We start from the raw sequence: 18,948 nt of genomic DNA on the forward strand, positions 1-18,948 counted from the left end.
GGTACGCGCGACGTGCGTCAGCCGTCGCGCTTCGTCACGTGTGCGATCTTGTGTGCCAGTTCGCGCACGTCGACCGGCTTGCACAGGTAGCCGTCGAAGCCGGCCTCCAGCGCGCGGCGCTCGTCGGCCAGGCCCGCGTGCGCGGTGACGGCCAGCACGCGCACGTCGGATGGACCGCTGTCGCCGTTCAGGGCGCCGCGCCGCAACGCATCGAGCAGCCAGAAGCCGTCTCCGTCGGGCATCGCGAGATCGGACAGCACGACCGTCGGCCGCATGTCGGCCGCCATCGCGAGCGCCTCGCGGCCCGACGACGCGATCGCGACGGCCGCGCCGAACGTGGTCAGCGCGGCCGTCAGGCTCGCGCGCGTGGTCGCGTCGTCGTCGACGATCAGGATGCGCTGCGTATCGAGCACGAGCGCGTCGCGGCGGCCGCCTGCCTGCACGATGCTCCACGCCATCGCGCCGCCCGGCTGCCAGCCGGCCGGCAGCGTCACCGTAAACGTCGTGCCGCGATCACGGCCCGCGCTCGCGACGATCACGCTGCCGCCGTGCAGCTCCGCGATATGTCGCACGATCGACAGGCCGAGACCGAGCCCGCGCCGCGGCGACGCGGGCGAATCGTCCGCGCGGCGGAACATGTCGAACACGTATGGCACGAACTCCGTCGCGATGCCCTGCCCGGTATCGGTGACGGTCAGCACCACCTGCGATTCGTCGCGCGCGAGGCCGACCGTCACGCTGCCGCCGCCCGGCGTGAATTTCAGTGCATTCGAGATCAGGTTCGACAGCATCTGCCGCAACCGCTCGGCGTCGCCCGACACGATGCACGCGGTTGCGCCGCAGTCGAATTCGAGCACGATGCCGGCCGACGACGCGGCCGTCTGGAACGTGCCGACCAGATCGGAGAACAGCCGCACGACGTCGACCGGCGTCGCGTCGAGCCGCAGCTTGCCGGTCGCGAGCGACGACGCATCGAGGATGTCGCCGACCATCCGCGTGAGCGAACGCGCGCTGCGGTCGATCGCGTCGATCGCCTGATGCTGCAACGCCTGGTCGCCCGAGTTGCGCAATACCTCGATCCATCCGTAGATCACGTTCAGCGGCGTGCGCAATTCGTGCGACACCGTGGCCAGCAGTTCGTCCTTCAGCCGGTTCGACGTGTCGGCCTGGTCGAGCGCGTTGCGCGCGCCCTGCAGCGAGCGCTGCGCACGCAGGTCGCGGCGACGCTGCGCGCCGGTTTCGCGCAGCGTGAGCGACAGCGCGACGCTGGCCCGCGCGTCGCCCTGCACCGGGCACGCCGACACCGTCGCCCGAAACCGCCGGCCGTCGCGCCGCACGCACAGCAGTTCGAGCGGCCCGACCGGCTCGTGCATCGCGTCGAACGCGTCGGCGAGCGGATTGAGCCGCAGCCAGCGCCTCGCGATCAGCGTATCGAACCTGCGGCCGCGCGCATCGGCCTCGTCATAGCCGAAGATCCGCTGCGCGGCCGGATTCCAGCTGGCGATGCGGCCGTCGCCATCGATCCCGACGATCGCGTCCGGCGCCGCCTCGACGACCGCATGCTGAAGCCGCGATGCGTCGACGCGCGCGCGGTCCGCGCCCGCATCGCGCAGCAGCAATACCGCGCCGTCGAGATTGCCGTCCCCATCGCCGATCGGCGACGCCACCGCGACGATCGGCACCGGCTCGCCGCTGCCGGCCTGCAGCCAGTGCCGGTCGGACGTCGCCCCGGCGCCGCCGAGCGCGTGATCGAGCGGCGTGGTCTGCACGCGGCGGCCGTCGTGATCGACGATCCGCAGCACGTCGCGCGCCGGCCGCCCGATCGCGTCGTCCGGCCGGCAGCCGACGAGTGCGGCCGCGGCCGCGTTGAGATAGGTGAGCCGCCCGTTCGGATCGGTCGCGATCACGCCGTGCGGCAACGCGCCCAGCACGGCTTCGAGCTGGCGGCGCGCGCCCGCCTCGCGCCGGCGCGCACGATCGTTCGTGACCCGCGTGTGATGCAGCAGCGACGCGACCGCGCACACCAGCGTCCCGATCAGCATGAACGTGCCGAGCTGCACGAGCCGCTCGGGCAGCGGCGCCGTATAGGCGGCCGGATCGGACAGGAACAGCGTCCACACGAGCAACCCGCTGACCACCGTCGACACGATGCCGAACAGGAACGACGTCGCCCACGCGGCGCCCGCGAGCAACGGGTAATACAGGACGAACGGCAGATTCACGCCGCCGAACCGGATCGCGAGCGTCTGCAGCACGGTCGCGATCGCGACCAGCATCACGGCCGTTGCGTAATTTCCGGCCTGCGGTCGTGCAATTTCAGTCATCGAACACGCTCCTGCGGGGACAGTCGGCGGCGACCGGCGTGGCGGCCGCCGGCGGGCACGGCACATGCTGGCCGATCGTAACCGCGGCCCGGCCGCTCACGAAGGAGATCTTCACGCCATGCCCGACCCGACACGCTGGCTCGTCGTCTCGCCGCATCTCGACGATGCCGTCTTCAGTTGCGGGCAACTGCTCGCGCAGGCGCCCGGCTCGATCGTCGTCACCGTGTTCGCGGGGATGCCGCCGCCTGGCATGCCCGCGCCGCCGTGGGATCGCCGCGCGGGCTTCCATCACGCGGACGAAGCGATGCGCGCGCGCCGCGACGAAGACCGCCGCGCGCTGGCGCTGCTTGACGCACACCCCGTGTGGCTCGATTTCCTCGACGATCAGTACGGCATACCGTCTACGTCGACCGCGATCGCCACACGCGTGGCCGCGGCGATCGACGCGTACCCGGGCTTCGGCGTGCTCGCGCCGGCCGGCCTGTTCCATCGCGATCACCTGCAGGTGCAGGAGGCCATGCTGTGGCTGCTGCGTGACGACGATCCGTCGCACGTCTGGCGCTTCTACGAGGACGTGCCGTATCGCCGCATCGACGGGCTGATGGCCAGGCGCGTGGCCGGCTGGCGCGAGCGCGGCTGGATCGCGCATCCGGTCGCAACGCCGGCCGGCGGTGATACGAACAGCGCCGCCGCGAAAGCCGCCGCCGTCGACGCGTACGCCAGCCAGGTCACGCTGCTCGAGCCTCATATGCGCGCCGCTCTCCGCGAACCCGAAATGATCTGGCGGCTCGAATGCGACGTCACGTCCGCGTAACGCCCGCCCGTATCGCGCTGCCGCCGGGCGAGCCGCGCGTGACCGCCATCGTGCTGACCTGCCGGCGCGCCGCGGAACTCGCGCGCACGCTCGACCATCTTTCCAGGCTGCCCGACCGGCCGGCGATCGTCGTCGTCGACAACGCGGCGGACGCCGAGACGGCCACCCTGATCCGCGAACGCTTTGCGCATGTCGCGCTCGTGCATGCGCCGGGCAACCTTGGCGCGGCCGGCCGCAATCTCGGCGTCGCCGTCGCCCGCACGCGCCACGTCGCGTTCTGCGACGACGACACGTGGTGGGCGCCCGGCTCCATCGCCGACGCGGCGAACCTGCTCGACGCGTATCCGCACGTCGCGGCCGTCACCGCGCGCGTGCTGGTGGGCCCCGACGAACGCGAGGACCCGACCTGCCGGCTGATGGCCGACAGCCCGCTCGACGCGCCCGTCGCGCTGCCGGGCCGCCCGATCCTCGGGCTGCTGGCCGGCGCGACCGCGTTCCGGCGCGACGCGTTCGTGCGCGCGGGCGGCTACCATCCGCGCTACTTCCTCGGCGGCGAGGAAGCGCTGCTCGCGCTCGATCTGACGCGCGCCGGCCACTGGCTCGTGTATGCGCCGGGACTGACGGTCCATCACTACCCGTCGACGCGGCGCGACCGGCCGGCACGTGCGCGCACCGCCGCGCGCAACGCGGTGTGGACCGCGTGGCTCAGATGGCCGGCCGCCGCCGCGTGGCGCCATACGGTGCGCATGCTGCCGCTGCTGCGCCGCGAACGTGCAGTGGTGCGCACCTTCGCGGGCCTGCCGTGGATCCTGCGCGAACGACGCACGATCCCGCCGCACGTCGAACGCATGCGCCGCCGCCTCGAACGCGACACGCGCCGCGAGGCCGAAACGGGAACATGAACGCGATCGTAGCGGCATCAGGAATCCGGCTTCTCCGCTTCGTCTTCCAGTTGCGCGAGCCGGTTGTAGATCGTCTTCAGGCTGACGTCGAGCACCTCGGCCGCCTGCGCCTTCACGCCGCCGCATTGCGCGATCGTGCCGAGGATCAGCTTGCGGTCGACTTCCTCGAGCGGCGTGCCGAACGGCACCGTCACGCGATCTTCATGCGAATCGACCATGCTGGACAGCTCGTCCATGATCGGCGGCGGCAGCGTGTCGATCACGTCGGCGTCGGTGAAGATGCTCGCGCGCTGCACGAAGTTGCGCAGCTCGCGCACGTTGCCGGGCCATTCGTAGGTCTTCAGCGCTTCGCGCGCGGCCGGCGCGAAGCGCAGGTTGCGGCCGGTCTCTTCGTTGTAGCGCTGCAGGAACGCGTCGGCGAGCATCGGAATGTCGTCGCCGCGTTCACGCAGCGACGGCAGCGGAATCGGGAACACGTTGATCCGGTGGAACAGGTCGGGCCGCAGCTTGCCGTCGGCCATCGCGGCTTCCGGGTCGCGGTTGGTCGCGGCGACGATGCGCACGTCGACGTCGATCTCGCGCGTCGAGCCGAGCCGCGTGAGGCGTCCGGTCTCCAGCACGCGCAGCAGCTTGACCTGCGACTCGAGCGGCATCTCGGTGATTTCGTCGAGAAACAGCGTGCCGCCGTCCGCGCGTTCGAAGAAGCCCTTGTGCTGACGTTCCGCGCCGGTGAAGCTGCCGCGGTCGTGGCCGAACATCTCGCTCTCGACGAGATTCGCGGCGATCGCGCCGCAGTTCACCGCGAGAAACGGCCCGCGGCGGCGCAGGCTCAGGTCGTGCACGGTCTGCGCGGCGAGTTCCTTGCCGGTGCCCGATTCGCCGGTGAGCAGCACCGACGCTTCGGTGCGCGCGACGCGGCCGATCGCGTCGTAGACGGCCTGCATCGCGGGCGAGCTGCCGAGCATGCGGCCGAACCGGCCGAGGCGCTGCAGTTCCGAGCGCAGTTCCGCGATTTCCTCGTGCAGCGCGGTCGTGCGCGGCACGCGCGCGAAGATGCTGTTCAGCCGCTGCATGTTGAGCGGCTTCACCAGGTAATCGGTCGCGCCGCGCCGCAATGCGTCGATCGCGGTTTCGAGGCTCGCGTGGCCGGTGGTCAACACCATTTCGCAATGCCCGCGCTTGGGCAATGCGTCGAACAGATCCATCCCGTTGCCGTCGGGCAGCACGAGGTCGCACAGCACGAGATCGGGGGTATGCGTCGAGACGAGCGTGCGCGCTTCTTCAAGCGTCGCCGCCGTATCGCACGTCAGTTGCTGCGTGCGCGCGAGCGTGGCCAGCATCGTTCGCGTATCGGCGTCGTCTTCGACGATCAGGACGTAAGGCATCGAGACTCCTTGTAATGCGGCCCGGCAGGTACGTCGGCCGGCACCGCGACACGTGCGGCGCAATGCACGTCATGGGGCCCGTTCATGCTGATGACGGGCTTGCGCCGGCCCCCGGAAGGGTCGAGCGCGAGGATGGCGACGAAGCGAATACGCGACGTATTCGCGACGAGCATGACGCGGCGCTCGGCCCTTCCGGGGGGCCAGCGCCACGCATGCATTTTTCCAAACAAGGGAACGTGCGCTGGCCCAAGACGGCATCTTCAACGCTGCACACGAACGGACAGACAAGCTGTCCCACATGGGAAAACAGGTGCTTAGCAGTATAGAAGAACGATGTCGTCCATTCGCGACCCATCGAATAAATCTATCTGCTGACGTAAGCCGCATTGCCAGATTCAATGTCGGCGAATCGGTATAAAAGGTATCCTGCGTACGTGAAAGACGACGTGTGCCACGTCATTTTTTACCTGGTCACGACGCATTCGGTCAAAACTTCCCAACCCGGTCATACTCCATGTCGAAATCCGACGATGACGGCACGCGACTGTTCGGCCGTTCGCGAACAATTCAGGAACTGCTGCTGAAAGTGTCGCGCGTCGCCGCCACCCGCGTGAGTGTGCTGGTGGTCGGCGAAAGCGGTGCGGGCAAGGATATCGTCGCCCGGCTCATTCACGACATGAGCCCGCGCCGGCGCGGCCCGTTCGTGCCCGTCAACTGCGGCGCGATTGCGAAGGACATCGCGGAGTCGCAGTTGTTCGGCCACGAAAAAGGCAGCTTCACGGGCGCCGTCGCGCAACACGTGGGCATGTTCGAAGCCGCACGCGGCGGCACGCTGTTTCTCGACGAGATCGCCGAGATGCCGCTCGAATTGCAGGTCAAGCTGCTGCGCACGCTCGAAACCAACACGATCGTGCGCGTGGGCGGCCACGAGGCGATTCCGCTCGACGTGCGGATCGTCGCGGCCACCCACCATGATCCGGTCGAGGCGTTGCGCAGCGGCCGGTTGCGCGAGGACCTGTTCTACCGGATCGCGCCGATCGCGCTGCACGTGCCCGCGCTCAGGCAGCGCGAGGACGACGTCGGCGACATCGCGCTGCAGATCGTCGAGCGGCTGAACGCGCGGCACCGTACGAGAAAGCGCCTGTCGACGCAGGCGATGAAGGCGCTGCGCGCGTACACGTGGCCCGGCAACGTGCGCGAATTGCGCAACGCGCTGGAGCGCGCGTTCATCCTCGCCGACGAGCAGATCGAACTGCAGTTGCCGCGCCGCCAGCCGCCGCGCGAGGAAGTGCGCCACAACGCGATGACGCTGCATATCGGCACGACGCTCGCGCATACGCAGCAGCGCTTCATCGTCGCGTCGCTACGGCATTTCAACGGCGACAAGCCGCGCACCGCGAAGGCGCTCGGCATCAGCCTGAAAACGCTGTACAACCGCCTCGCGCTGCTGCCGGAAAACGAGCGCAACGCGGTCAGCGGCGCGCCGCCGGCGCCGAATGCCGCGAACGGCGGAAACGCCTCCGGTTCGCCGCCCGCGACGACGCCGTGAACGCGGCCGGCACGCCGCCGCGCTCACGTCGTCACGTCGTCACATCGCGGAGGGCGGCGTCCCAGTCGCGCGCGAACCGTTCGATGCCGAAGCGCTCGCACGCGTCGCGTTTGGCTGCGGCGCCCCATTCGCGCGCCAGGTCCGGATCGCGAATCAACATCCGCATCGCGTCGATCAGCACGGCCGGCCGCGTATCGGCCACGCCGTTGCTGCCGGTCTTCACGAGTTGCGCCATCTCGGTCGTCGCGAGCGCGACGATCGGCAGCCCGATCATCATCGCCTCGATCACCGCGAGCCCCAGACTCGTGTAGCGGATCGGGTTGAAGAAGAACCGGTAGTGCGACAGGAATTGCGGCAGCGCCGGGTTCGGCACTTCGCCGATCCCGCCGAGATCGGTCGAGCCCATCCCGACCAGGTCGATCGGCACGCTGTGCCGCACGACCTCGAACAGGTCCGCGCCGAGGCGCCGGCCGCGGCGCGCGAGGTTGTTCACGACGGCCACGCCCTTCGGCAGCGTGCCGTGATACTCGACGCCTTCCGGCATCAGCACGCCGTGCTCGATCACGCGCGTCGGCGTCACGCCGTTGTCCCACATCAGCGCGTTGAACGGCGTCACGTGCACCAGCAACACGTTCGGGTCCTGCACCGGATGCAGCGTGTCGGTCGGATGCTCGCGCGGCGGATCATGCTCGACGAACAGCGTCGGCAGCGCGCGCTGCGCTTCGCTCAGCAGCCGCAGGCGGTCGTGCTGATAATGCTTCACGTGCTGGTACAGCACGCAGTCGAATGCGGTGTCGCGCACGCATTCGGCCGGCACCTCATGGACGTTGTCGCCCCACGGCAGGTGCCCGACGCGGCCCGCGTAGCCGGGCGGATGCTGCGGCTTCGTCACGATGTAGAAATCGTGCGGCGCCTGCGACAGGTAATACAGGTAATTGCCATGCACGTGCCAGGTCAGCACGCGCAACCGCTTACGTGACATGACGTCTCTCCTCCGCGAGCAGTTCGCCCGCCCGGTCGATCACTTCGCCGACGCCGATCGCCGTCGCGCACTCGTGCCCGTACGGACACGACTCGAACATGCACGGGCGGCACGCCGGGTAGTTCGCGAGCACGCGATGGCGTTCGGCGTCGAGCGGCGCCCAGCGGGCCGTATCGCTGCCGCACGCGATGACGATGCTCGGCGTGCCGAGCGCCGCCGCGACGTGCGACACGCCCGTGTCGTTGCACAACAGCAGCCGCGCGCGGGCGATCAGCGCGGCGAGCGCGCCGAGCGGCGTGCGGCCGCACAGGTTCACGCACGGCCGCCCGAGGTGTTCGGCGAACGCGCTCGCCAACGCCAGTTCCGCGCGCGTGCCGGTCAGCACGATCTGCCAGCCGTCGTCCGCGAGTTGCCGCGCGGCGAGCGCGAAGCGTTCGACCGGCCAGCGCCGCGACGCCATCCGCGCGCCGGGATGGACGATCACGTAGCGGCCGGGATCGAGCGCGTGCTCGTCGCAGAGCACGTGCCACAGCGCGTAGTCGAGGCCGCCGAGCGGGAATTCGAGGTAGTCGCCCCAGTCCGCGTAGCCGAGCTTGCGCGTGAGCGCCAGATAGCGCGTCACTTCCGGTTCGTCGTCGCGCCACACGAGCGCGCAGTCGAGCGCGGTCGTGCCACCGTCGGCCGGCACGAAGCCGGCCGTGCGGGTCGCGCCGAGCGACGCGACGATCGCGTTCGTGTGCGCGCCGCTGCCGTGCAGCTGGATCGCGAGGTCGAAGTCGCGCGCGCGACATTCGGCGATGAACGCTTCGCGCGTGGCCGCGTCGGGTTCGGGCTGCTCGCCGAGCCCCGGCGCGCCGGGGAATGCGATGAAGCTGTCGATGTAGTCCGAGAAGCGCGACGCGAACTCGCGCGCCCACGGCAGCCCGATCAGCGTGATGCGCGCATCCGGTTCGCCGCGCCGCAGCGCACGCAGCGCGGGCACCGCGCACAGCATGTCGCCGAGCTGCAAAGCGCGGAACACTGCGATCCGCTTCGGGCCGCGCGGGCCGTCGGAATCGACGCTGGAATCGAGCTTCATCATTTGCTCCGAGAAACCCCGACCTTCAGGACGGAGAGGAAAGGCGTGCTGTCGACAGGCTGCTTCTTCCACGGGTTAGGATCACCGGCATGATCCTTGTCTATCGCTACCGCGTGAAATCGCTCAATGGACTGCTCAACAAGCAGAGCCGTGCGGTGAACTACGTCTGGAACTTCTGCAACGACACGCAGAAGCACGCGCTCAAGTGGAATAAGAAATGGCCGACGGGTTTTGATCTGAACGTGCTGACGACCAGCAGCAAGGCGCTCGGCATCCATTCCGGCACGATCAACGCGACGTGCGAGCAATACGCGAAGTCGCGCAGTCGGAACCCTCGGCCTTACCTGCGCTATCGCGGCATGAAATCGCTGGGCTGGGTGCAGCTGAAGGGCCGAGACCTGAAGCGCGAAGGCGAAGCGTTTCGCTTTGCCGGCAACACCTTCCGCGTGTTCAACAGTCGACCGCTTCCCGAATGCAAGATCAAGGACGGGACCAATTTTGCGCAGGATGCGCGCGGCAACTGGTTTCTCAACATCGTGATCGAGATGCCCGATGTGCAGGTCCGCCCGGTCCGCTCCGGTGTCGGCATCGATCTCGGCCTGAAAGACTTCGCCACGCTTTCGACCGGAGAAAAACTGCCGAATGACCGGTTCGGCCGATGCGCGGCAGAAAAGCTGACGAAAGCGCAGCGAGCACGAAAGCACAAGCGACATATCGCGAAGCTGCACGCAAAGATCTCGAATGCCCGTGCCGATTTCCAGCACAAGCTCGCGCTCGATCTGGTGCGGCGCTTCGATTACATCGCGGTCGGCAACGTGTCGGCCGCAAAACTCGCCAGAACCAGGATGGCGAAGAGCGTCTACGACGCATCCTGGTCGTCCTTCCGGAACAAGCTCCGCTATAAAGCGATCGCGCACGGAGCCACGTTCGAGGAAGTCGACGAAAGCGGTTCTACCCAGTCCTGTTCGTCGTGCGGATCGAAAGACAGCACGACGCGGCCGAAAGGTATCGCGGAACTGCGAATAAGAGAGTGGGCCTGTAGTGACTGTGGTGTCGAACATGATCGAGATACCAACGCTGCGTTGAACATTCTCCGATGCGGACGTGCATCGCCAGGTGTGGGAATCCTCCCCCTTAAGGAGATGAGGGCGTCAAAGGAAGAACACTCTGAAGTGAAGCGCACCGCGCATGCGCCAGTACAGCGACACGGGCGGAATCGCGATGGACGTGACGATCATCTCGGCCACATGCGACGGCGTGAGCTGCGTGCCGCGCAGCCGCTTCGCGCAGAACCCCGCGGTAATCGCGGCCCACACCGCCGCACACACGATGGCCGGCGCCGGCCAGCCGGCCGCGAAACAGCCGAGCGCGCCGAGCGCGGCGAGCACGGCCGCGTAGTAATGCCACGGCGGCGTCGGCCGGATATGGCGCCGATAGGTCGTGCGATGCTTCTTGTACAACAGCGCATCGAAATACACCTTCGACTGCGCGCCGATGCTCGATCCCCAGCGTGCGGGACGCACCGGATGCACGATGCGCGCGGCGTCGGCCTCGACGATCGGCCCCGCATGCTCGCGCAGCGCGAACATCAGGTCGGCGTCCTCGCGCCACGCGCGCGTGAAGCGCTCATCGAAGCCGCCGACGCGTTCGAGCGCCGCGCGCCGCACGAAGCAGTTGGCGGTCGCGAATTCCGCGTGCGCGAGCCCCGCCGCGTCGCGTTCGTAGTCGGTCGGGCGCGGCCGCAACGGCACGTCGATCCGGCCGGCCGCGGCCGCCGCCGACGGCTCGGCCAGCAGCGCGGCCGCACCGTGGCGCAGCCAGCTCGGATCGGGAATCGTGTCGTCGTCGGTGAATGCGATCAGCGCGCCGCCCGCGCTGCGCCAGCCGACGTTGCGCGCACCGGCCGGCCCCTGCGTGTCGGGCGCGGTCATGTAGCGGATCACCGGCACGTCGGTCACGCGCGCGCGGCACGCATCGACGACGGCGCGCGCACTGCCGGCCGGATCGTCGTCCACGACGACGATCTCGTAGGTGGTCGGATCGAACACCTGCACGCACAGCGCGTCGAGGCAGCGTTCGAGCAGATCGGGCCGCCGGTAGGTCGGCACGACGACCGACACGACCGGCGGCAGGTGCGTGTCGCGCATGTTCATCTCGGCTTCTCCAGCAGGAACGGGCCGATCACGAGCGCGTCGAGCGGCGACGTCCAGAAGCATTCGATCGCGTCGCGCGGCGAGCATACGATCGGTTCGCCGCGCGTGTTGAACGACGTGTTGACGAGCACCGGCACGCCGGTGAGCGCGTCGAACTCGGTCAACAGCGCATGCAGCAGCGGATGCTGGCTTTCGTCGACGGTCTGCACGCGCGCGGTGCCGTCGATGTGGCGCACGGCCGGAATCCTGTCGGCGCGCTCCGGCACGACGTCGTACACGAACAGCATGAACGGCGCGCGCAGCGGCGTGCCGCGGCCGCCGCTGAACCAGTGATGCGCACGATCCTCGAGCACGACCGGCGCGACCGGCCGGAAATCCTCGCGATCCTTGATCCGGTTCAGCTTGCGCTGCATGTCCGGATCGATCGGCGACGCGAGGATCGACCGCGCACCGAGCGCGCGCGGCCCGAACTCCATGCGCCCCTGGAACCAGCCGATCACGCGGTTCGCGGCGAGCAGCGCGGCCGTCTGCGCGGCGACGTCGGCGAGCCGCCGGTACGGCAGCTGCGCCTCCTTCAGGAACGCCTCGATCGCATCGTCGTCGTAGGCCGGGCCGAGATACGCATGGTCCATGCGCCAGCCGCCGCGCTCGCCGCGCATCCGGAAGTCGGTCCATAGCGCGGCGCCGAGCGCCGTGCCCGCGTCGCCGGCGGCCGGTTGCACCCACACGTCGTCGAACGGGCCGCGATCGCGGATCTTCGCGTTCATCACGCAGTTCAGCGCGACGCCGCCCGCCATCGCGAGCTGCCGCTCGCCGGTCTCGGCGGCCAGCCAGTCGACCGCCTGCAGCGTCGTCTCCTCGAGCACCAGTTGCAGCGCATGCGCGATGTCGCAGTGATGCGGCTCGATCGGGCCGCCGCGTTCGCGCGGCGGGCCGAATCGCGCGGCCAGATCGTCGTCGACCACGTCGTAGCGCCCTTCGCCGCGATACCGCACCAGCTTGCGCATCTCGTCGGCGAACACCGGCTTGCCGTACGACGCGAGCGCCATCACCTTGTATTCGTCGGACGAGTGCAGGAAGCCGAGATAGCGGGTCAAGCGCTCGTACAGCAGCCCGAGCGAATGCGGCAGGTTGACCTGCCCGAGCCGCCGGTACGCGCGGCCGTCGAACACGCCGTAGCTCGTCGTCGCGCGCTCGCCGCGCCCGTCCATCGTCATCACCGCGCAGCGCTCGAACGGCGCCGCGAGAAACGCGCTCGCCTCGTGCGCGAGATGGTGCTCGATGAAATGCCAGCGGAACGGCCCGTCGTGCGTGACGCCGCGAAAGCGCCGCTGCAGATGATGCGGCACGCCGCCCGCGAGCTGCCGCGGCGCGTTGACGATCGACGACAGGAACAGCGGATGCCACGGCGACGCGCCGTCCTCGCGCGGCGCATGCGCGGACGGCGACAGCGGCAAAGTCAACGCCTGCGGCGTGCCTTCGCGGTCGAGTTCGAACCACGGGTCGTACGAGTACGCGACGTGGTCCACGTCCGCGAGCGTGATGCCGGCTTCCGCGAGGCAATAGTCGATCGCATGGAAAGGCAGCTCCCAGGTCGAGAACGGCACCGGGCGCTTCGCGTGCTTCACGTGCGTGAAGCGTTCGTCCTCGGCCGCCGCGATCACGACGCCGTCGCGCACGATGCACGCGGCGCTGTCGTGGAAGGCGGCGTTGATGCCGAGCGTATGGATCGGGTCAGGCATGCGTCAGTTCCTCGTGATGACGTGCGCGAACGGAAGCACGTTCGATGCGGGCACCGCGACCGGCTCGCTGCCGTGCGCGGCAGCCCGCGCGGCCGCGCGTTGCGCATGGCGCGCGCTGCCGCGCAGCAACGCGTGCACGGCGGCGACCACGTCGTCGACGCTCACGCCGCGCAGGCACGGATGGCCGGGCTGATTGCACACGCTGCGATAGCAGTTGCGGCACGGCACGTCGACGTTCAGCACACGGTGCGGCACACGCCACGGCGTGTGCTGCGGATTGGTCAGTGCGTACAGGTCGACCACCGGCGTGCCAAGCGCGGCCGCGAGATGCACGGGGCCGCTGTTGTTCGACAGCAGCAGGTCGGCCGTTTCGATCAGCGCGCCGAGTTCGCCGAGCGGCAAGACGCCGGCCAGCGGCACGGCGCGCGGCCCCGCGCGTTCGCACACCGCGTCGACCAGCGCGCGTTCGTCCGCGCTGCCCGTCACCGCGATGCCGTCGAACAGCGGCGCGACGGCGGCGGCCGCTTCGCCGAAGCGCTCGGCCGGCCAGCGCCGCGACGCCGCGCTCGCGCCCGGATGGACGACCAGCCAGCGCGCGCGCGGCGCCTCCGGCTGGCGCGCGCCGCCAAAGCGGTGCAGCGCGGCCTGCAAGCGTGCGTGCACCGCGCGCCGCGCCGCGTCGCCCGGCTCGAACGCCATGCGCCAGTCCGACGTCGTCGCGCCGACCGTGCGCACCAGCGCGAGCTGGCGCGCGACCTCGTGGCGCACGTGCGATTCCGGCTCGGTTTCCGGCACGCGGTCGGTCAGCAGTTCGTACGGGTTCTCGCGGCAATGCGCGAGCCGCAACGGAATGCCGGCGAGCCAGCACATCATCGCGGCGGGCAGCGGATTCTGGCTGTAGACGGTGAAGATCACGGCCGCGTCGAAGCGGCCCGCCAGCAGCCGGTCGATCATGTCGAGATCGGCGACCGGGTCGCCCCGCGTGTCCGGATGCTTGACCCACGGCGCGTCGTAGGACCACACGTCGTCGACCATCGGCAGGTGCTTCGCGAGCGCGGCGCCCGTGCGCGACGTCAGCAGCGTCAGCCGGCGGTCATGGCCGCCCTCCTTCAGCGCGCGCAGCGCGGGCGTCGTCATCAGCACGTCGCCGATGCTGTCGAGCCGCACGCACAGGATGCGGCGGGCGCGGCTCCAGGCGGTGCTCATCGCCGCACCCACGAGCCGTGCCGGCGCACGGCCTCGCGCACGACGATGTCGGCGGCCAGGTCGATGCGATCGACGACGTGGTGCGGCGTGCGGGCGGCGTTCAGGCGCCACTCGGTCTCGTTGCCGCAGTCGACCAGGATCGTGCCGCAGCGCGCGGTGCGGCCGGCTTCGACGTCGTCGAGGATGTCGCCGATCATCCAGCTCCATTCGGGGACGACGCCGAGCGCGGTCAGCGCGCGGCGCAGCATGCCGGGGCGCGGCTTGCGGCAGATGCAGTCACAGGTGTAGCGCGGCACGCTGCCTCGCGGGTGATGCGGGCAGTAAAAAAAATCCGCCAGCGTCGCGCCGTTCGCTTCGAACAGTTCGGCGAGACGCTGGCGGACCGCGCCAAGCTCGTTTTCGGTAAAGCGGCCGAGCGCGACGCCCGGCTGGTTCGACACGACCGCCAGCGGCATGCCGGTCGCGCCGAGGGTGCGCAGCGCGCGCGCCGCGCCCGGCGCGAGGCGCATGTGCGCGGGATCGACGTTGTACGGCACGTCCTCCAGCAGCGTGCCGTCCTTGTCGAGCAGCACCGCGCCGGGCAGCCGCCGTTCGCGCTTCAGGGCCATGACGTCTCCTTCATCGGCAGCACCATCAGTTCCGGCACCACGGTGCCCGGCGGCTGCGTCAGCACGAAGCGCACGGCGGCCGCCACGTGCTCCGGCGGCTGCAGCGTCTCCTCGTCGATGTCCGGAAAGCGGTCGAGCAGGAACGGCGTGCGCATCCCGCCCGCGACGATCGCCGACACGCGCACGCCGCTCGGCCGCAGTTCGGCATGCAGCGCGTGCGACAGGCCGAGCAGGCCCCACTTCGTCGCGTGATACGCGGAGGCGTTCGGCCACGCGCGCTTCGACGCGGTCGACGCGATGTTGACGATGTGTCCGTCGCCGCGCGCCTTCATCATCGGCACGGCGGCGTGGCACATCAGGTACGGGCCGAACAGGTTCGTCATCAGCACCTGCTGCCAGGCCTCGACGCTCACGTCGTCGATCGGCGCGGTCACGTCGATCGCCGCGTTGTTGACGATCACGTCGAGGTCGCCGAGCGACTCGCGCGCGTCGTGCACGACCTGCAGCACCGACGCTTCGTCGCGCACGTCGAGCGGCCGCCCCACCGCGTGGCCGCCGTGCCGCTCGAGCCGCTGCGCGACGGCCGCCGCGCGGTCGCCGTCGAGATCGGCGACGACGACGTGCGCGCCATGCTGGGCAAGCTCCTCGCAAATGGCTTCGCCGAGACCGCGGCCGCCCCCGGTCACGAGTGCGGTCCGGCCGGCGAGCGGCGGTCTGGCTGGATCGTGAGTCGCGTTCACCTGCACCTCCTGTCGATGTCGGAAAGCCATCCGGCTGACGGCGACACTTGTCGCGACAACCGTCCGTGCATGAGGTACAGCGAAAACCGTGCCGGCCTGCGTGCGCCCGCGCCGCGTCGGGCTGTGCCGCGCGCCCGCTGGCTTTTTTATAACCGGCTGTAAAAACGGGTCCGGGCCGCCGCGCTCAGATCGCGAGCCCGTCGGGCGTCGCCTGCGCGCGGTGCTTGGCGAGCGCGCGCAGGCAGTGCGCGATGCAGCCCGCGAACGCCTCGTCGAACCACGGCTGCGCGCCCGACACGCCGACCACGATGCCGCCGAGCGCGACGCCGCCCCACAGGTTCGTGTCGCCGGCGCGCAGCCGGTACGGCTCCAGCGCCTGCACGACGTGGCCGTCGCGGCCCGTTTCCCACGACAGCCGCGCCTTGGCCCGCGCGTAAGCGCGATAGTCGGCGTCCCAGTCCTTCGGGTCGGGCAGCGAAAACTCATACAGGATCGCGTCCTCGAACGCCGCGTCGTGCGGCCCGAGCGCCGGGTCCATGATCACGATGTGCAGGCAGCCGCTGTCGCCGACGAAGTCGCTCTGCAGCGCGGCGGACAGGCTCGGCAACAGCAGCTCGACGGCCGCCACCGCGGCCTGGCGGTCGGCGAACGCACTACCGCCGCGACGCGCGTTCAGGGTTTCGGGTGGCGTCGGATTCAGAAGGTTCGGCATGGATTTCTCCGGAGGAAAACGCGAGCGCACGCAACGCCGCGATCAGGTCGGCCGCTACCGCGGGCTTGGTCAGGTACGCATGGAAACCGGCTTCGACCGCCCGCGTGCGATCGCGGTCGCGCGCATGGCCGGACAAGGCCAGCGCCTCGAGCGGCGCGCGGCCGTCACGATCGCGATCGCGCGCGGCGTCGAGCTGGCGCACCCGCGACATCACCGCGTAGCCGTCCTCCTCGTCGTCGCCGAGGTCGATGTCGCAGACGAGCAGCGCCGGCCAGTCGGCCCGGCGCGCGCGCCACAGGTCGTCCAGCAATGCCTGGCCCGACGCATACGCGTGCACGTCGGCGCCGGCGACCTTCAGCAGCGCGGTGAGCGCCTCGCGCGCCTCGTCGTGATCGTCCACGCACGCGATGCGCAGGCCGTCGAGCGGCTTCGCCGCGGGCGCCGCGCCGGCATCCGGATTCGGCACGGCGCCGTCGGGTTGCATCGACGCGGGCGCCACCGCGCACATCGGCAGCGACAGGTGCAGCGTCACGCCGGTATCGTCGCGTTCGCGCACGACATAGCCGCCGGCCTCCTCGATCGCGTCCTGCAAGCGTTCGAGATCGATCAACGACAGTTCGGTGGCGTCGACGCCCGCGCATGCGATCGTGATCCGCGCTTCCGGGTCGTGGCGCGCGGTGCGCACCTCCAGCTGCCCGCCGCTGCTCGCGTCGACCGCGCCGCGGCACAGTTCCCACACGAAGCGCCGCAGCGCGGCCGGATCGGCCTTGACGACCAGATCCTCGTCCGACAGATGGCGAAACACCGGCACGCCGCGCTGCGCGGCCGCCTCCGCCAGCGAATCGAGCACCTGCGACACGAGCGGGTTGATGCGCACCGGCTGCCGCGCGAACTTCGCCTCCGTGCGTTCCAGTTCGCGCTGCTTCGCCTGCAGCGCCCACATCTGCGCATACACGCCGCCGCTTTCGAGCAGCTCGTCGTGGGTGCCGTGCTCGACGAGCCGGCCGTGCTCCATCACCAGGATGCGATCGGCATCGACGATCGTCGACAGCCGGTGCGCGATGATGAGGCTGGTGCGATGCTGCGCGACGCGCATCAGTTCCTGCTGGATCGCGCGCTCCGAGCGCGTGTCGAGCGCCGACGTCGCCTCGTCGAACACGACGATCGGCGGCGCCTTCAGCAACGCGCGCGCGATCGCGACCCGCTGCCGTTCGCCGCCCGACAGCCGTACGCCGCGCTCGCCGACGCGCGTGTCGTACGCGTCGGGCAGCCGCTCGATGAACGCGTCGAGCTGCGCGCCGCGCGCGGCCGCGATCACCTCGCCACGCGTCGCGTCGCGCTTGCCGTACGCGATGTTGTACGCGAGCGTGTCGTTGAACAGGATGGTGTCCTGCGGGACGATGCCGAGCGCATCGCGCAGGCTGCGCTCGGTGACGAGCCGCAAGTCCTGGCCGTCGATCCGGATCGTGCCCGCGTCGGGCTGGTACAGCCGGAACAGCAGGCGCGCGAGCGTCGACTTGCCCGAGCCGCTGCCGCCGACCACCGCGACCGTCTGCCCGGCCTCGATACGGAACGACACGTCGAACAGAATCTGCCGGCTCGGCTCGTAGCCGAAGTCGACATGCTCGAACTCGATCGTGCCGCCACGTACGACGAGCGGCTGCGCGCCGGGCGCGTCGCCGTCCTCGCTCGGCTTGCCGCGCGCATCGAGCAGCCCGAACAGGCGCTCGATGTTCGTCATCGCGTCGTTCGCTTCGCGGAACACGAAGCCGAGCGCATTCAGCGGCAGGCTGATCTGGATGATGTACGCGTTGATCAGCACGAGATCGCCGACCGTCATCGTGCCGCGCGCGACATGTTGCCCAGCCAGCAGCATCACGGCCGCGATCCCCGCGCCGATGCACGCGCTCTGCCCGATATGCAGCGTCGACAGCGCGTACTGGTTGTCCACGCCGGCTTCGCGCCATTCGTCCAGCACGCGGTCGAGCCGGTCGCGCTCGACGTCCTCGCGCGCGAAGTACTTGACCGTGTCGACGTTCAGCAGGCTGTCGACCACGCGCGCATTCGACTCGGCCTCGAGCGCGTTCACGCGCCGCTGGTAACGCATGCGCCGACGCGTGAACACCCCCGTATACGCCGCGTAGACGGCGAACGTGACGAAAATGATCGCCGTGAAGCCGCCCCCGTACTTGCCGATGACGATCACGAGCACCGAGCCGATCTCGATGGCCGTCGGCACGACCGTGAACACCGCGACGCCGAGCAGATAGCCGATGCCGGCCGTGCCTTTCTCGAGATCGCGCACGACGGCGCCCGTCTCGCGCTGCGCATGAAAGCGCGCGCCGAGCCGATGCAGGTGGCCGAACGTGCGCACGGTAAACGACGCGACCGTGTGCTGCGTGACCTGCACGAACGTCATGTCGCGCACTTCGTTCAGCGCGTTCGACGCGAAGCGCACCACCGCGTACGCGAACAGCAGCAGCACCGGCCACGCGACGGGCTGGCCGGCCGCGCGGCCGAAGCCGTCGACGATGTCCTTGAGCAGCAGCGGCACCGACACGGCCGCCGCTTTCGCGAGCACCAGCAGCACGATCGCCGCCAGCACACGCGCACGGTAATGCCAGATCGCGCGCCAGAGTTCGACCGCGATCCGCACCCGCAGGCCGCGTTCGTCGCGGCGGCGGCCCTGGCGCGCGCGGCCTGCCGCCACGTCACGGTCCTTGGTTGGCGTTTCGTCGAGTCCGGTCGTCATG

General features: G+C 69.8%; 15 protein-coding genes and 1 pseudogene. 4 read left to right on the forward strand and 12 right to left on the reverse strand.

What is annotated here, in order from left to right:
- Positions 1-17: 17 nt before the first annotated feature.
- The gene (locus tag KU887_RS33225; RefSeq protein WP_258258518.1) at positions 18-2,324 is read right to left on the reverse strand and encodes an ATP-binding protein; all 2,307 of its coding nucleotides are present in this window, start codon (positions 2,322-2,324) and stop codon (positions 18-20) included.
- 118 nt (positions 2,325-2,442) lie between these two features.
- On the opposite strand from KU887_RS33225, the gene KU887_RS33230 reads away from it, so the two are divergent.
- The gene (locus KU887_RS33230; protein WP_034203638.1) at positions 2,443-3,138 is read left to right on the forward strand and encodes a PIG-L family deacetylase; all 696 of its coding nucleotides are present in this window, start codon (positions 2,443-2,445) and stop codon (positions 3,136-3,138) included.
- Entirely contained in the window at positions 3,117-4,040 is a 924-nt protein-coding gene (locus KU887_RS33235) for a glycosyltransferase family 2 protein (RefSeq protein ID WP_077189921.1), read from the forward strand. The genes KU887_RS33230 and KU887_RS33235 overlap by 22 nt, the downstream gene beginning before the upstream one ends.
- A 17-nt stretch (positions 4,041-4,057) precedes the next feature.
- Here the strand turns inward: KU887_RS33235 and KU887_RS33240 are convergent, their stop codons facing one another.
- On the reverse strand, positions 4,058-5,425 hold the full coding sequence (locus KU887_RS33240; RefSeq protein WP_006498367.1) for a sigma-54 dependent transcriptional regulator: 1,368 nt from the start codon (positions 5,423-5,425) through the stop codon (positions 4,058-4,060).
- A complete protein-coding gene (locus KU887_RS33245; RefSeq protein WP_258258520.1) occupies positions 5,410-5,598 on the reverse strand; it encodes a hypothetical protein in 189 nt (62 codons plus the stop codon). Before KU887_RS33245 ends, KU887_RS33240 begins: the two co-directional genes overlap by 16 nt.
- A 341-nt stretch (positions 5,599-5,939) precedes the next feature.
- Here KU887_RS33245 and KU887_RS33250 point away from each other — a divergent pair, with 341 nt between their 5' ends.
- Positions 5,940-6,974, forward strand: a complete 1,035-nt coding sequence (locus KU887_RS33250; protein ID WP_006498369.1) for a sigma-54-dependent Fis family transcriptional regulator — start codon at positions 5,940-5,942, stop codon at positions 6,972-6,974.
- A gap of 31 nt (positions 6,975-7,005) precedes the next feature.
- Here the strand turns inward: KU887_RS33250 and KU887_RS33255 are convergent, their stop codons facing one another.
- A complete protein-coding gene (locus KU887_RS33255) occupies positions 7,006-7,956 on the reverse strand; it encodes a glycosyltransferase family 4 protein (protein WP_034203640.1) in 951 nt (316 codons plus the stop codon).
- A complete protein-coding gene (locus tag KU887_RS33260) occupies positions 7,946-9,034 on the reverse strand; it encodes a glycosyltransferase family 9 protein (RefSeq protein ID WP_034204040.1) in 1,089 nt (362 codons plus the stop codon). Before KU887_RS33260 ends, KU887_RS33255 begins: the two co-directional genes overlap by 11 nt.
- A gap of 89 nt (positions 9,035-9,123) precedes the next feature.
- Between KU887_RS33260 and KU887_RS33265 the strand changes: the two are divergent.
- Positions 9,124-10,161, forward strand: a pseudogene (locus tag KU887_RS33265) (RNA-guided endonuclease InsQ/TnpB family protein); the annotation flags it as partial.
- 24 nt (positions 10,162-10,185) lie between these two features.
- Here the strand turns inward: KU887_RS33265 and KU887_RS33270 are convergent.
- The 7 genes from KU887_RS33270 to KU887_RS33300 form a co-directional block, all read right to left on the reverse strand.
- Complete coding sequence (locus KU887_RS33270; RefSeq protein WP_080323331.1) at positions 10,186-11,187, reverse strand: glycosyltransferase family 2 protein; 1,002 nt, start codon at positions 11,185-11,187, stop codon at positions 10,186-10,188.
- A complete protein-coding gene (locus KU887_RS33275; RefSeq protein ID WP_258258522.1) occupies positions 11,184-12,929 on the reverse strand; it encodes a carbamoyltransferase C-terminal domain-containing protein in 1,746 nt (581 codons plus the stop codon). The genes KU887_RS33270 and KU887_RS33275 overlap by 4 nt, the downstream gene beginning before the upstream one ends.
- Before the next feature lie 3 nt (positions 12,930-12,932).
- Positions 12,933-14,135, reverse strand: coding sequence for a glycosyltransferase family 9 protein (locus KU887_RS33280; RefSeq protein WP_059723080.1), 1,203 nt, complete (start codon positions 14,133-14,135; stop codon positions 12,933-12,935).
- Positions 14,132-14,743, reverse strand: coding sequence for an HAD-IIIA family hydrolase (locus KU887_RS33285; RefSeq protein WP_006498376.1), 612 nt, complete (start codon positions 14,741-14,743; stop codon positions 14,132-14,134). The genes KU887_RS33280 and KU887_RS33285 overlap by 4 nt, the downstream gene beginning before the upstream one ends.
- Positions 14,734-15,483: an SDR family oxidoreductase gene (locus KU887_RS33290; RefSeq protein WP_006498377.1), complete on the reverse strand. Its 750-nt coding sequence runs from the start codon at positions 15,481-15,483 to the stop codon at positions 14,734-14,736. Before KU887_RS33290 ends, KU887_RS33285 begins: the two co-directional genes overlap by 10 nt.
- 184 nt (positions 15,484-15,667) lie before the next feature.
- On the reverse strand, positions 15,668-16,195 hold the full coding sequence (locus KU887_RS33295) for a hypothetical protein (protein WP_043205925.1): 528 nt from the start codon (positions 16,193-16,195) through the stop codon (positions 15,668-15,670).
- Positions 16,137-18,947 carry an ABC transporter transmembrane domain-containing protein gene (locus KU887_RS33300; protein WP_258258524.1) on the reverse strand — a complete coding sequence of 937 codons (2,811 nt, stop codon included), beginning with the start codon at positions 18,945-18,947 and terminating at the stop codon, positions 16,137-16,139. The genes KU887_RS33295 and KU887_RS33300 overlap by 59 nt, the downstream gene beginning before the upstream one ends.
- Position 18,948 lies beyond the last annotated feature (1 nt).

It is taken from the genome of Burkholderia sp. EMB26 (assembly GCF_024730645.1).
GTDB classification, from domain to species: domain Bacteria; phylum Pseudomonadota; class Gammaproteobacteria; order Burkholderiales; family Burkholderiaceae; genus Burkholderia; species Burkholderia cenocepacia.